Origin of the sequence: Sphaerotilus sp. (assembly GCF_034519685.1) — a bacterium.
In the GTDB taxonomy this organism is placed as follows: domain Bacteria; phylum Pseudomonadota; class Gammaproteobacteria; order Burkholderiales; family Burkholderiaceae_C; genus Sphaerotilus.
Genome location: NZ_JAXHOF010000006.1, coordinates 782,705 through 795,261, shown reverse-complemented (window position 1 = coordinate 795,261; position 12,557 = coordinate 782,705). Strand labels below are relative to the sequence as shown.

9 protein-coding genes are annotated in these 12,557 nt (G+C 69.2%); all 9 read right to left on the bottom strand.

Going from position 1 to position 12,557, the window contains the following annotated elements; all coding sequences use genetic code 11:
• Window positions 1–9: 9 nt before the first annotated feature.
• The 9 genes from U5O44_RS14815 to tnpC all read right to left on the bottom strand — a co-directional run bounded on the left by U5O44_RS14815 (window position 10) and on the right by tnpC (window position 12,509).
• Complete coding sequence (locus U5O44_RS14815; RefSeq protein WP_322589217.1) at window positions 10–1,299, bottom strand: carboxylate--amine ligase; 1,290 nt, start codon at window positions 1,297–1,299, stop codon at window positions 10–12.
• Between the two features lie 164 nt (window positions 1,300–1,463).
• Window positions 1,464–2,723 carry an FAD-dependent monooxygenase gene (locus U5O44_RS14810; RefSeq protein ID WP_322589216.1) on the bottom strand — a complete coding sequence of 420 codons (1,260 nt, stop codon included), beginning with the start codon at window positions 2,721–2,723 and terminating at the stop codon, window positions 1,464–1,466.
• A gap of 23 nt (window positions 2,724–2,746) precedes the next feature.
• On the bottom strand, window positions 2,747–3,979 hold the full coding sequence (locus U5O44_RS14805; protein ID WP_322589215.1) for a carboxylate--amine ligase: 1,233 nt from the start codon (window positions 3,977–3,979) through the stop codon (window positions 2,747–2,749).
• A 69-nt stretch (window positions 3,980–4,048) separates the two neighbouring features.
• The gene (locus U5O44_RS14800) at window positions 4,049–5,206 is read right to left on the bottom strand and encodes a GNAT family N-acetyltransferase (RefSeq protein ID WP_322589214.1); all 1,158 of its coding nucleotides are present in this window, start codon (window positions 5,204–5,206) and stop codon (window positions 4,049–4,051) included.
• 190 nt (window positions 5,207–5,396) lie between these two features.
• Window positions 5,397–7,523 (bottom strand): primosomal protein N', encoded by a 2,127-nt coding sequence (locus U5O44_RS14795; RefSeq protein WP_322589213.1) that lies wholly within the window; start codon window positions 7,521–7,523, stop codon window positions 5,397–5,399.
• A gap of 81 nt (window positions 7,524–7,604) precedes the next feature.
• The gene (gene hemE / locus U5O44_RS14790) at window positions 7,605–8,678 is read right to left on the bottom strand and encodes a uroporphyrinogen decarboxylase (RefSeq protein ID WP_322589212.1); all 1,074 of its coding nucleotides are present in this window, start codon (window positions 8,676–8,678) and stop codon (window positions 7,605–7,607) included.
• Between the two features lie 180 nt (window positions 8,679–8,858).
• A complete protein-coding gene (locus U5O44_RS14785) occupies window positions 8,859–9,029 on the bottom strand; it encodes a hypothetical protein (RefSeq protein WP_322589211.1) in 171 nt (56 codons plus the stop codon).
• Between the two features lie 22 nt (window positions 9,030–9,051).
• The gene (locus U5O44_RS14780) at window positions 9,052–10,800 is read right to left on the bottom strand and encodes an IS1634 family transposase (RefSeq protein ID WP_322588370.1); all 1,749 of its coding nucleotides are present in this window, start codon (window positions 10,798–10,800) and stop codon (window positions 9,052–9,054) included.
• Between the two features lie 293 nt (window positions 10,801–11,093).
• Window positions 11,094–12,509, bottom strand: a complete 1,416-nt coding sequence (gene tnpC, locus U5O44_RS14775) for an IS66 family transposase (protein ID WP_322586439.1) — start codon at window positions 12,507–12,509, stop codon at window positions 11,094–11,096.
• Window positions 12,510–12,557: the final 48 nt, after the last annotated feature.

Below are 12,557 nucleotides of genomic sequence, written 5' to 3'. Positions count from 1 at the left end.
CAGCAGGCGTCAGATGGTGGTCATCCCCAGCCGGCTGCGCACCCAGCGTCCGCTGCCCTTGCACTTGAGCGCAAACCAGTCGGCGGCCATCTGCACCGGCGGGCCCATGTCGCTCAGGTCCAATGCCCGGTACACCATGCCGGGCCGCAGCACCGAGCGCAGGTATTCGCCCCAGCCCATCCGGCCTTCGCGGGCCTGGGCGCGGAAGGCGAGGAAGTCGGCCTTGGCGCTCAGGTAGCGCACGCCGACCCGCCACGTCACCGGCGCCGGGGCCGCGGCCTTGGCAGTGTCGGCGCTCAACGCGGGGCGTCCGCAGATTTCCTGGTAGACCAGCCACGGCAGGTTGAAGCCGGCACGGGTCAGCAGCAGGCTGTTGCAGCTCAGCCGCGGGTTGACCTCCAGCAGCATGAACTGTCCGGTCCGGGCATCGCGCTTGAAGTTCATCACCACCATGCCGCGCAGCCGCAGCTTGCCAAGGATGTCGGTGGCCTCGGCCTCCAGATCGGGCATCGACACCGTCTCGACCAGACAGCCCGTGCCGACCTGGACCGGATAGGTGCGCCACTTGCGGGTCGTCGCCACACGCTCGATCGCGCCGCTGCGGGCAATCCAGGCGTGCACGCTGTAGTGCAGGTCATCGTTGCCCGGCACGTAGTCCTGCACCACCACATCCAGTCCATGCGGCGCGATGCGGCAGCACACCCGCATCAGCTCATCCGGCGCATCGATCACCAGCGCCTTGGCGCGGGCGATCGCAGGATCCAGGCCGGGACGCTTCCAGGCCGTCGGGTGCGCCGGCTTGAGCACCACCGGAAAATCCACCACGCGGCTGAGCGCCTCGACCTCCTGCAGCGTGCCCGGGGCATAGGTGAGCGGCACCGGCAGGCGCAGGGCCTGGGCCATGGCGGCGAAGCGCCGCTTGTCCATCATGCGCTGGACAGTGTCGGGCGAGGCCGACACCCACAGGGCCGTGCCCACCAGATCTGCGTGCAGCGCGACCAGGGCACGCAGGTCGGTGTCGGCCGTGGGGAAGACCGGCAGGGCCTGCCCGTGCCGCACACGCAGTTCGCGCAGCACGCGCAGCAGCTGTTCGGGACGGCGGGTGAAATTGCGGGCACAGATGTATTCGACGCAGTGGCGCGAATACCCCGAGGGCGGGAACTCGTATTCCCCGATGACGATCACCGGAACGCCCTGCTCGCCCAGCGAACGCACCAGGTTCAGATCAGCCCCTTGGGCGCCGAGGCAGGCGAGAACGACCGCAGGGCGGCGCGATGAAGCAGGGGTGGCAGCGTGCATGGTGGTGGGGCGGTATCCGCTCTGAAAGGCGTTGGCTGAAGATACAGGGAACTCAGCCACGTTTTTAGCGGATCAAGACGCCCCCCGGGCGTCGGCCACTCCCCGTCAACAGGGGGGCTGCCAGACCGCACGCGCAATCCGCACGGTCATCTTTCGCAGACCGGTCAGCGCCCGCCGAACATCATCCGGCGCGCCAGCAAGGACTTCAGTGGTCCCACCTGCCCGAGTGCGGCCAGCCCGGCACCGCGCAGCGTGCTCAGCCCTGGCCACGGCCAGGTGAAGCTGCGCGCCAGGAAGTCGGTGGCCCCGATCATGGCCCAGCGGTCGGGCGCACGCTGCCATTCGACCTGGCGCAATGCCCGGTCGACATCGGCGCTGCGGGCCAGCCGGGACACCAGTTCATGGGCATCGCGCAGGCCCAGGTTCAGGCCCTGGCCGGCCACCGGATGCAGAGTCTGGGCGGCATTGCCGATGCGCACCGTGCGGCCTTGCACCAGCGTGCGTTCGGCGTTGAGGCCGAGCGCGAAGTGCTTGAGCGGGCTGATCGAGCGCAGCCGGCCCACATGCGGCGGCAGCAGATGGGTCAGCACGGCCAGCCGCTGGACGTCGCTCAGCTCCGCCACCGGATCGTCGCGCTGGTCGACGCACCAGACCAGCGCCGCGCGCCGTTGCAGGGTACGGCCATCGTCCGCCCGCGTAGTGCCGGACAGCGGCAGCAGCGCCACCGGCCCGTGCGGGGTGAAGCGCTCATAGGCGACGCCCTCCTCGCCACCCTCCAGCCCGACCGTGCCGACCCAGGCGGTCTGGCCATAGTCGCGGGCCACCGCCTTGCGCGCCTGTTCGGCGAACACGCCCCCCTCGGCGATCACGGCCAGATGGTGCGGCTCCACCAGCGCGCCGTCTGCGCCATCGCCCACGTCGATCTCGACGCCACCCGGCACCGTGCGCACCCCACTCACCGGGCTGCCCCAGCGCACGGACAGGCGCTGCGGCTCCCGGGCACAGGCCGCCAGCCAGGCCGACCGCATCGGTGCGGCCAGTGCGCCGTAGGGAATCACGGCGCCGAGCTGTGCGACGCCCTCGTCCTGGGCCCGGATCACCAGCTCCGGCGCCGGTGCACGGCCGAACAGGTCGAGCAAGCCGGGTTGCTGCTGCGAGACATGCACAGCCTGGATCGGCTCGGCCCGCTCGGCCATCGCGGCCCAGACGCCCAGCCGCTGCAGCGCCAGCACACTGCCCTGTGACAAGGCCAGCGTGCGGGGATCGCCACTGACATCGTGGGACACGGGCAGCCGGTCGTAGACACAGACCCGCGCGGCCGGCAGGCGCCGCGCAGCCGACAAGGCCAGCGCCAGCCCGACCGGACCAGCGCCCACCACGGCCAGTTGCAGGGTCGTGGCCTGCGGAGGGTGGACAGCGGACATCTCGACTCCTGGTTGCCGGGCGCTCAGGACGGCGACCGCAGCCGCATTTTCTCCGCAATCCACTGCCCGGTCAGGCGCAGGGCCGGGCCAGGATCGCGCAGGCTCAGCACCTGGAAGACCATCGGCCGCTTCAGCAGCGAGCGCAGGTAGGTGCCCCAGGTCCAGACGCCCTCGCGCACATAGGAGCGGACAGCACGGAAGTCGTTCTTGCCGCTGACATACCAGAGTCCCGTGCGGCGCGCGGCGGGGGGCTGCTGCGCCAGCCCGCAGACGTCCCGGTAGGCGATCCACGGCAGGTTGACGCCGGCGCGCGTGGTGAGGATCGTCCACTGGCTCACCCGGGCATTGATCTCCAGCAGCTTGAACTCGCCGGTGACGCTGTGGCGCTTGAAGTTCAGGTTGGCGATGCCGCGGTAGTCCAGGCGCTGCAGGATGTCGACCGCCAGCGCCTCCAGCGCCGGCTCGTGCAGGGCCTCGACATAGCAGCCACTGCCGACGTGGGGCGGATGGATGCGCCACTTGCGGCCACAGAAGGTGGCGCGGGCCACGCCTTGCCGGTCGATGTAGGCATGCACGTCGTAGTGGGCGCTGTCGTCGCCGGGCACGTATTCCTGCAGGATCAGCGAAAGCCCGCGGGGCGCCACGGTGCGGCAGACCTCCCGCAATTCCGCGCTCGACTGGAGCACGATGGCCTTGGCCGTGCGGATCTCGCGTGGCAGTTCCGGATGCCGCCAGGCGGTCGGCAGCGCAGGCTTGGCGATGGCGGGATAGTCGAGCAGGTCGGCGATGTGCTCGACCTCGTCCAGCGTCGTCGGCGTGAAGGTGCGCGGAATCGGCAGATGGCAGCGGTTTGCCAGCGCGCTGAAGGCCCGCTTGTCCATCAGCGCAGCCACCAACGCCGGCTCGGCCATGGTCCAGCGCACATGTGGCAGCGCTGCGTCACGCATCTGGTTCAGCGCCTCCAGGTCGGGATCGGCAGACGGAAACACCGGCAGCGGCCCACCATGGCGGCGGGCCAGATCGGACAGCACCGACAGCAGCGCCTGCGGATGGCGGGCGAAGTCGGGTATCTGGATGAATTCGAGGCAGTGACGCGAATGACGCGAAGGCGGATCCGCGTATTCACTGACCACGATCACGGGGACACCCTGCTCGCCCAGCGAGCGCATGACGTTCAGATCGCCTTCGGGTGCGCCAGCGCAGGCCAGCACAATGGCAGGGGGACAAGCCGCTGCCGCAGGGTTGTTGTTGTGCATGCAAGAAGGCAGGGACGGTGGACCGGTGCGGTCGCAACGGAGTGACCGGCTGCCTCTCTGGCAGCGGAATCAGGCTTTGACTTCGGTGATTATTGCGTCAATTGTCTGGTTTGGCCGGCGGGCCTGGCGGGATTCTCGCAGGCGCTGCGCCGCCGTCAAGGCAAGGGACGCCATCCGGCTGGAGGGCATCAGCAGCAACCCGAGGTCGCGCCGCCCGGGCCAGAGCCGGTTGATGAACGAGTCGGCCGAGGCGCCACTGTCGAAGGTTGTCAGGTCGGAGCAGACCTCGCGGGCCTTGCGGATGAACTCGACTTCATTGAGCATGCCCGGGCCGAGCTTGCGGTGTTCCGGATCCCAGCCCACCTTGAACGCGAACCCCATCGTGCCGGACACGAAATTGCAGGTCGAGGCCACCGCCTGACCATCGAGACGCAGTTCGGTGAACAGCGCCCGGTGCCCGTCCGCATCGAACCGCGCCACCATCTCGCGGAAGAACGCCTCGCCCGCCTTCGTCGAGCGCAACGAGGTGCCGGACTCGCCCTTCCAGCCCATGTGCTCCAGGCGCAGGAAGTCCTCGATCGACTGCTCCGGGATGCCCTCGCGCAGGCAGTGCCAGCTGACCTTGCCCAGCTCTTCCAGCCGGCGCATGCAGCGGTTGACCTCGTTGAGCTTCTTGCCAAGCTGGTCGCGCAGCAGCGCCTCGCCGCAACCCTCCAGTGTCAGCATCGCCCGCTCCTGTGCCCCCAGCAGTTGCGCCGGCTGACCACGCTGGTCTGACAGGGCCGCGACCGCTTCGGCGAGCGGCCCGGCGGTGTGCACCTTGGGCATTTCCAGCCCCTTCCACACACAGCGGTGCCGCGACAGGAAGGTCTGGATGGCCTCCAGGACCGGACGCACGGATGCATCGTCCACCAGCAGCCCGCCCAGGTAGCTGTGCTCGCACTGGTAGGCCGTCAGGTGGGGCCAGGGGAAGGCCCGCGTGCCCAGGCTCTGGTGGAACACGCCCACACCGACCAGCTCCTTCAACCCGCCCGCAGCACGTTCGATCCACAGCAGCACCGGTGGTGTGCCCCCCGCCAGATGCGTCAAGGCCGGCAGCACAAAATGCGGCGACATGAACGCGTTCGGCTCTGCCGATCGGGCCTCCAGCCCCGCCCAGGCCTGCCGATCCAGATCCGTCAGCTCGGCCAGATGCCGCAATTGAACTTCCCACTTCAGAACTGCCACGCTCAACCCTCCCCTATTGCGACGCCCCATCCACGATTTCAACGCTTGTGTCCACTTCTGTGAACCAGCAACCCGGGACCGTTTCGACAGACGCCGGGTTTTACAGCAATCGTGAACAAAAACAGGGCTGGCGGAAACCCCGCAGCAACAAAACGTGACAGCCGAACCAGGGGGATGGATATCATTTGTTCTAAATTGAGAGCGGATCGACGTCCAATGCCCACCGAAGCACCCGTGTAGTCGATTCTGAAGCCTGCGCCCGCAAGCCCGGCAGCCATTGCGCCAACAAGCGCTGCAGCGCGACCCGCCCAGACGCCTCTACCAGCATCTGCGCCCGCTCGACGTCGGCAATGCGGTGGATCGGCGCCGGCACAGGCGGGTAGATCAGCACCTCGGACGCACCCGGCAGATCCTGCGCCCGCAAGGCTGCCGCCTCCAGAAAGGCCAGCGCCACCTCGGGCGTGCGGGCATCGGCGCGCAGCAATGCCTGGAAGGAAAACGGCGGCATCCCCGCCGACTCGCGCTCCGCCAGCTGCGACGCGGCGAAGGCCTCGTAGTCGTGCCGGCGCAACGCGGCGTAGAGCGCATGCTCGGGGTGCCAGGTCTGGATCCACACCTCGCTGCGCCCGGCCAGGGCGGCGTCCCGCCCGGCCCGCCCGCCCGCCTGCATCAGCAGCGAGAACAGCCGCTCCGGCGCGCGGAAGTCGCTGGAGAACAGGGCCGCGTCCGCCTGTACCGCTGCCACCAGCGTCATGCGGCGGAAGTCGTGGCCCTTGGCGACCATCTGCGTGCCGACCAGCACATCGACCTCGCCCGCATGCACGCTGGCGAGCTGCTCGGCCAGACTGCCCTTGGCACGGGTGCTGTCGGCGTCGATGCGGCCAATGCGGGCGCCGGGCAGCAGGTCGGCGAGCTGCTCCTCCAGCCGCTCGGTGCCGCGGCCCATGGGCTGGATGTCCGGATCGCCGCAGTCCGGGCAGGCGCGTGGCACACGCTCGGTGATGCCGCAGTGGTGGCAGCGCAATGTGCGGTCGAGCTTGTGGAAGACGCGCCAGGCGCTGCAGTGCGGGCAGGCGCTCTTCCAGCCGCAGCTCGTGCAGTGCAGCACCGGCGCGTAGCCACGGCGGTTCAACAGCACCAGGCTCTGCTCGCCGCGGCCGAGCCGCTCGCGCAGCGCGTCCAGCAGCGGCGGTGCCAGCGGGTGGGCGCGCAGGGCCTGCTTGCCGAACTGCGCGGCGATGCGGGCCAGGTCCACCACGCGCACGGCCGGCAAGGCGCCACCGCCAATGCGGCTCGGCATCACCAGCCGGCGGTAGCGCCCGCCGCCCGCCTCGGCCGGGCCGGCGTTGTACCAGCTCTCCAGCGACGGCGTGGCCGAGCCCAGCAGCACCGGCACCTGCTCATGGCGCCCGCGCCAGACCGCCAGATCGCGGGCCGAGTAACGCGCACCCTCCTGCTGCTTGTAGGACGGGTCATGCTCCTCGTCGACCACGATCAGCCCGAGCCGCGGCATCGACGCGAACACCGCCATGCGCGTACCCAGCACCAGATCGGCCCGGCCCAGGTGCGCCGACAGCCAGTGCTGCAGGCGCTGTGCCGGCGTCAGCCCGCTGTGCAGCGAGACGATGCAGCGGTCCGGGAAACGCGCGGCGAAGCGGGCTTCGAGCTGCGGTGTCAGGTTGATCTCGGGCACCAGCACCAGCGCCTGCCGTCCGGCGGCGAGCACCCGCTCGGCCTCGCGCAGATAGACCTCGGTCTTGCCGCTCCCGGTGGCGCCGAACAGCAGGCTGGGCGGCGAAGGCCCCTGCGGCACGCTGGCCAGCGTGTCGAGCACCGTCTGCTGCTCGGGTGACAGCGCAGGGCGTTCGGGCGCGACCGCCTGCGCAGCGGCCTTGGTCGCCGCGGCCAGCGCCTTGTCCAGGCGCTTGAGGCGGCGGGCCAGTTGCACGGCCTCCAGATCCCGCAGGTCGGGCGGCAAGGCGCTCAAGGCGACCTCACCCGGACTGCGCTGGTAATAGGCAGCGGCAAACGCCACCAGCCGCAGCCAGCCGTGGCTGAACGGCGGCAGATCGGTCAGCGCCTGCACCACGCTGCGCAGGACCGGCGTTTCGCCGTCTCCTTCGGCAGGGTCCGGCGCCTCGGCCAGGCCCCAGACGATGCCGCAGACCTCCCGCTTGCCCAGCGGCACCCGCACCAGCGTGCCCGCCGGCCACGGCTCGGGCGCGAGGTAGTCGAGCACGGCCTCCAGCCGGCTGTGCCGAGGCAGATCGACCAGCACGCGCAGCCGGTGTTCGGCAGGAGGCGCAGGAATGTCCACCGAAGCTGTGGATAACGTTGGGGGAAAGCTGGTCAGAGCGCTGTCAAGTGCTTGTCACACAAGGCATTTCCCTGGATTGCCTCAAAAAGAGGCAGCGCGAATCGCTCGCGAGTGGCGGTGCACCGTCTCGACCAGCACCGTCACGGCCTCGGGTGGCGTGTGCTGGCTGATGCCGTGGCCGAGGTTGAAGACATGGCCAGGGTGCGGGCCGAAGCTGTCGAGCACGCGCATGGCTTCGCGCTCGATGGCCTCGGGCGTGCCGAACAGGACATTGGGATCGAGGTTGCCTTGCAGCGCGACCCGGTGGCCGACACGCGCGCGGGCCTGACCGAGGTTGACGGTCCAGTCCAGGCCGATGCCGTCGGTGTCCAGACCCGCGATCTCGTCCAGCCAGATCCCGCCGCCCTTGGTGAAGACGATGCGCGGTATCTGCACGCCGTCGTGTTCGCGCTTCAGTTGCGCCAGCACGCGGCGGGTGTAAGCCAGGCTGAACTCCTGGAACGCGCCATCGGCCAGCACGCCGCCCCAGCTGTCGAAGACCATCACGGCCTGTGCACCGGCCTCGATCTGCGCGTTCAGGTAGGCAGCGACCGAATCGGCGTTGATGGCCAGGATGCGGTGCATCAGGTCCGGGCGGCGGTACATCAGCGACTTGACGAGGCGGTAGTCGTCGCTGCCGCCGCCTTCGACCATGTAGCAGGCCAGCGTCCACGGACTGCCCGAAAAGCCGATCAGCGGCACACGCCCGTTCAGCGCCTTGCGGATCGAGGTCACGGCGTCGAACACGTATTGCAGCTTGGCCATGTCCGGCACGGCGAGTTCGGCCACCGCCGCCTCATCCCGCACCACCTTGGCGAACTTCGGCCCCTCGCCCAGCGCGAAGCTCAGGCCCAGCCCCATCGCGTCCGGCACGGTGAGGATGTCCGAGAACAGGATCGCGGCGTCGAGCGGGTAGCGCTCCAGCGGCTGCAGCGTGACCTCGGTGGCGTAGTCCACGTTGGTCGCCAGCCCCATGAAGCTGCCGGCCTGGGCGCGCGTGGCGCGGTACTCCGGCAGGTAGCGACCCGCCTGGCGCATCAGCCAGACGGGGGTGTGGTCGGTGGGCTGGCGGCGCAGGGCGCGCAGGAAGGTGTCGTTTTGGAGGGGGGCGTGCATGGCGGGATTGTAGGAGTTGGGCCTGATGCCCCGGCTTACCGGGCGAGCCGAAGATCCACTCGCTGGTCTACATGAGGCGGCACAAGACCTGAAGCGGCAGTCCGACGGCCACGACCCGCACCCGCTCCGGTGCTCGAACGCCGAGGGATGGGGATGGGCATGGGCGGGCGTGGGCGCGGCCTACAGGGAAAAACCGCGCTTGAATTTCTCGTGGTTCTGGATGTTGCTGGCAATGTCCTGGATGTCCCAGATCTGCAGCTCCCACGGGAAATAGAAATTGCTCTTGTTCTTGAAGTAGACGTGCAGGCCCCCCGAGTTCGACACCAACCGCTGTAAGTGCTTGATTCGCATAGGCTGCCCTCGCGAATTGCCACTACAGGAGGTTCAACTGGGTATCGCCGGGTGGTTTCTTGAGCCTCAATGCGGCCAGCAGCGTGGCCTGTTCGTCGTTGATGGTGGACACGCCGCTGATGGGCGCGCTGTCGTTGATGCAGACGGTCTGGCGCTGAATGCGCCGCAGCCGCGCCAGGGCGGTTTCCGGCGAGGCGGCATGCCCGGCGGCCTTGAGCCGCTGGCGCATGAGCCGGTACAGGATCAGCGCCATGAAGCAGAGGCTGGCGTGCGCCCGGATGCGCTCGGGCAGCCGGTGGTAGACCGGCGCGATCTCGATCTCGCTCTTGAGCACCCGGAAGCCCCGCTCGATGTCGGCCAGCGCCTTGTAGCGCTGCACCACCTCGGCAGGCTTCAAGTCGGCCACGTTGGTCACCAGCAGCAACTTGCCGTCCATCAATTCGGCGCGCGCGAGCGCCTGCGCGTCGATCTCGTAGCGGAACAGCTCGGACTTCAGGTCGACCCTGATGATGCGCGCGAGATGCGCGTCGGCCACCTCGTGGAAGAAGCGCGCCTTGGCACCCGAGTCCGACAGCGCCCGGCCACGGCTGCGCTGGCCATCGTCCTGCGCTGTGAGCTTGTCGGCGAGTGCCTGCGCCCGCGCGAGCAGCTCGGCGATGCGCGCCGTGCGCTTGGCCGACTGCTCGGCCGCCCGCTCGGGCTGGTGCGCCACCACCAGACGGCGCCCCAGCCAGCGGGCCTCGTCCACCGTCTCGTCCGCCGTGGCAGGCTGCCCCGCATCGCGCAGCACCTGCGCTTGCCGAGCCTGCGCGGTCACCTTGGCCTGGAAGTCCTGCAGCACCGACTCGAACTCGCCGTAGCGCCGCCCCGGCACCGCCAGGATGTACTCCAGCGTGCGCGGTCCATCGGGTCCGGCCGGCAGCTCCAGCGCTTCCAGCGCGTCGAGGTTGTCCAGCGACAGCAGCCCCCGGTCCGCCACCAGCACCAGACGGCGGATGTGCGGGAACCGCCCCAGCAGCCGCTCCAGCACCGGCAGCAGCGTCTGCGCCTCGCTGGCATTGCCGTCGAACACCTCGTGGTGGATCGGCAGGCCGTCGGCCGTCTGCACCACGCCCAGCAGGAACTGTCGCGCGATCACGCCTTCCTTGCTCATGCCGTGCTGGCGCACATCGTCAGGCTGTTCGCTCAGGCCGGCCGCACGGATGGTGGTCAGGTCGTATAACACCACCGACAGCGTCTCGTCGATGAGCGGACGCAACAGGTGCGCCACGCAGGCATCGACCTCACCCTGGTGGTCCATCAGCGCATCCATGGCGCGCAGCAGATGCTGATGGTTGAATCTGGAAGCGTCCACCCCGGGCAAGCTCACCGTCTGTGCCCAGCGCAGTACCCCGAGCTTGGAGTCGGCATCACACAGCCGGTTGAACACCATCATGCGGATGGCCTGTTCGATGGGGGTGGTGTAGCGGGCGCGCCGGAACACGCCGGCCAGCGCGTCGAAGCCGATCTCGCGCCAGAGCTGGTCGAGCGCCCACACGTCACCCAGGGCCAGGGCGGAGTCGAAGCGCACCTCGGGGGCCGAGGTATCGCGCCCGGCCAGGCCGCGCACCTTCAGCAGCGACTGCAGCAGCCGGTCGACCTGGCCGCCGTTCTCGTCGACGCGGCCGAGCGTCATGACGTTGCGCTGGCGGGGTTGGCCGTGTTCGTCGCGAAAGGACTCGACGAGCTGGGCGTAGCTGTGGCCCTTGGCGCGGGTGACCTTGATGAACATGGCCGGAGTGTAGTCCGGGATCGGGAAATAAGAAAACTACATCACATTCATGGGTTTAGACTACAAAACTCTGCAGCAAACCATGCCAAGTCCTTGATTCGTATGGGGTTGGGCTGGGTCGGAGGGCGGCAAAGTGTCGAACTCGGGAGGCCCCGATAGCCTTCCCTTTCGGTACGTATTCAGCCCCCCGGTATTGACACCCGCAAAGCCCTGGGCACGCCGCGTCGAGAAGGACGCAGCGCGAGTTCGAAGATGACCTGAAGGACCGCAGGACCGAGCCTGCGGCCACGCACTCAGCCCGAGGGCACCAGCGAGGGCGCCAGACCACCGGTGAAGTGCGCCTGCATCGCCTGACGCAGATACGCCAGCGCATCACGGCCCTGGCGCTTGCAGCTCTCCACCACCGTGTAGCCCCGGGCGATGAACTCCTCGCCCCGGCGTGATCTCGTCAGCCCCGAGATCTTGCGCTTGAGCACGATGGTGCGCAGCGCCTGCTCGGCGGCGTTGTTGGTCGGCGGCACGGCCGCGTCGCTCACGAACGTCCACAGCGCCGGCCAGAGCTTGAGCACGTTGGCGCAGGTCAGTGCGGTGCGCTGGCAGGCGCCGGCGATGCCGCGCTCCAGCGCCCGGCGCACGTGGTGCTGCACCTGCGCCATCTGCGCGGCGACCTGCTGGTCCTTGCGGTGCCAGCGCCGGAACAGCACATAGCCCAGCCCCAGCAGTCGGCGCCCGATCCGTCCGGCCTGCCCCGCACGTTGACTGATGCGCGTGAAGTCCCGCAGCAGGTGCGCCCAGCACACCTGCCGCTGCGCGGCGTCCACCCAGTCGTACACCGCATAGCGGTCCGTGACCAGCTTGGCCTTCGGGCTCTCGCCCAGCATCTCCTTGGCCACGTAGCGCGCCCGCGAAGACCAGAGCTGGTACACCACCAGCTTGGGCTGCGTCACCGTCCACACCCAGTGCCGCCCCGCGCCTTCTCGCGCGTAGCTGGTCTCGTCCACATGCACCACCGGCGCTGCGGCCAGCGTCTTCACCGCCGCCTGCACCGGCTCCTTCAACGCCTGCGCCACCAGCCCGTGCGCCTGCGAGATCGCCCCCACGCTGAACCGCACCCCCAGCACCTGCGCCAGCAGATCCCGGATCTTGGGCTGCGTCAGGTGGTACGCCGTGCCCAGCAGCCCCACCAGGGCCAGCGCCCTCGGCCCGATCTGTCCGCGCGGCACCCCCGCCGGCAACACCGATGCGTGTGTCTTGCGGCAGTGCCCGCACACCCCGTGGTACAGCCGGTACTCCTGCACCTCGGCCTTCACCTGTGCCGGCACGTCGAACACCTGGTGCCGTATCGGCCGCCCCGCCGCCACCGGACCGCCACACTCGCATGCCGCAGGCGGCGGGCAGTCGTGGATCACGTCCACCTCGGACTCCGCCAGCAGCGCCCGGTACGTGCCCTTGTGCCCAGGCTGCGCGCCCCGCACCCGGCCGCTGGTCCGGCGTTGTGCCCGGTTGCCGCTGTCCCCCGGCCCGTCCGACGATGGCGGCTTCGACGAGTTGCGTGAGTTCAGCTTCTTGTCCAGCAGCGCACTGACCTGCTCGCGCAGCTTCGCCAGCTCCTGCCCCATCTGCTCGATCACCGCGTGGCATTGCTCCAGCGTCTCGGGCTTGTTCGGCACTGCGGTGGCCTCACGGCCAGGGGCTTCGGGTTGGTCCATCCCAGCGGCTTTGTTGCACAACTCCGCCGAAGCCGAGTTCCCCCTGAC

Coding starts and splice junctions, on each gene's coding strand:
- U5O44_RS14815 (WP_322589217.1), bottom strand. CDS start 1,299: ATGCACGCTGCCACCCCTGCTTCATCGCGCCGCCCTGCGGTCGTTCTC.
- U5O44_RS14810 (WP_322589216.1), bottom strand. CDS start 2,723: ATGTCCGCTGTCCACCCTCCGCAGGCCACGACCCTGCAACTGGCCGTG.
- U5O44_RS14805 (WP_322589215.1), bottom strand. CDS start 3,979: ATGCACAACAACAACCCTGCGGCAGCGGCTTGTCCCCCTGCCATTGTG.
- hemE (WP_322589212.1), bottom strand. CDS start 8,678: ATGCACGCCCCCCTCCAAAACGACACCTTCCTGCGCGCCCTGCGCCGC.
- U5O44_RS14785 (WP_322589211.1), bottom strand. CDS start 9,029: ATGCGAATCAAGCACTTACAGCGGTTGGTGTCGAACTCGGGGGGCCTG.
- U5O44_RS14780 (WP_322588370.1), bottom strand. CDS start 10,800: ATGTTCATCAAGGTCACCCGCGCCAAGGGCCACAGCTACGCCCAGCTC.
- tnpC (WP_322586439.1), bottom strand. CDS start 12,509: ATGGACCAACCCGAAGCCCCTGGCCGTGAGGCCACCGCAGTGCCGAAC.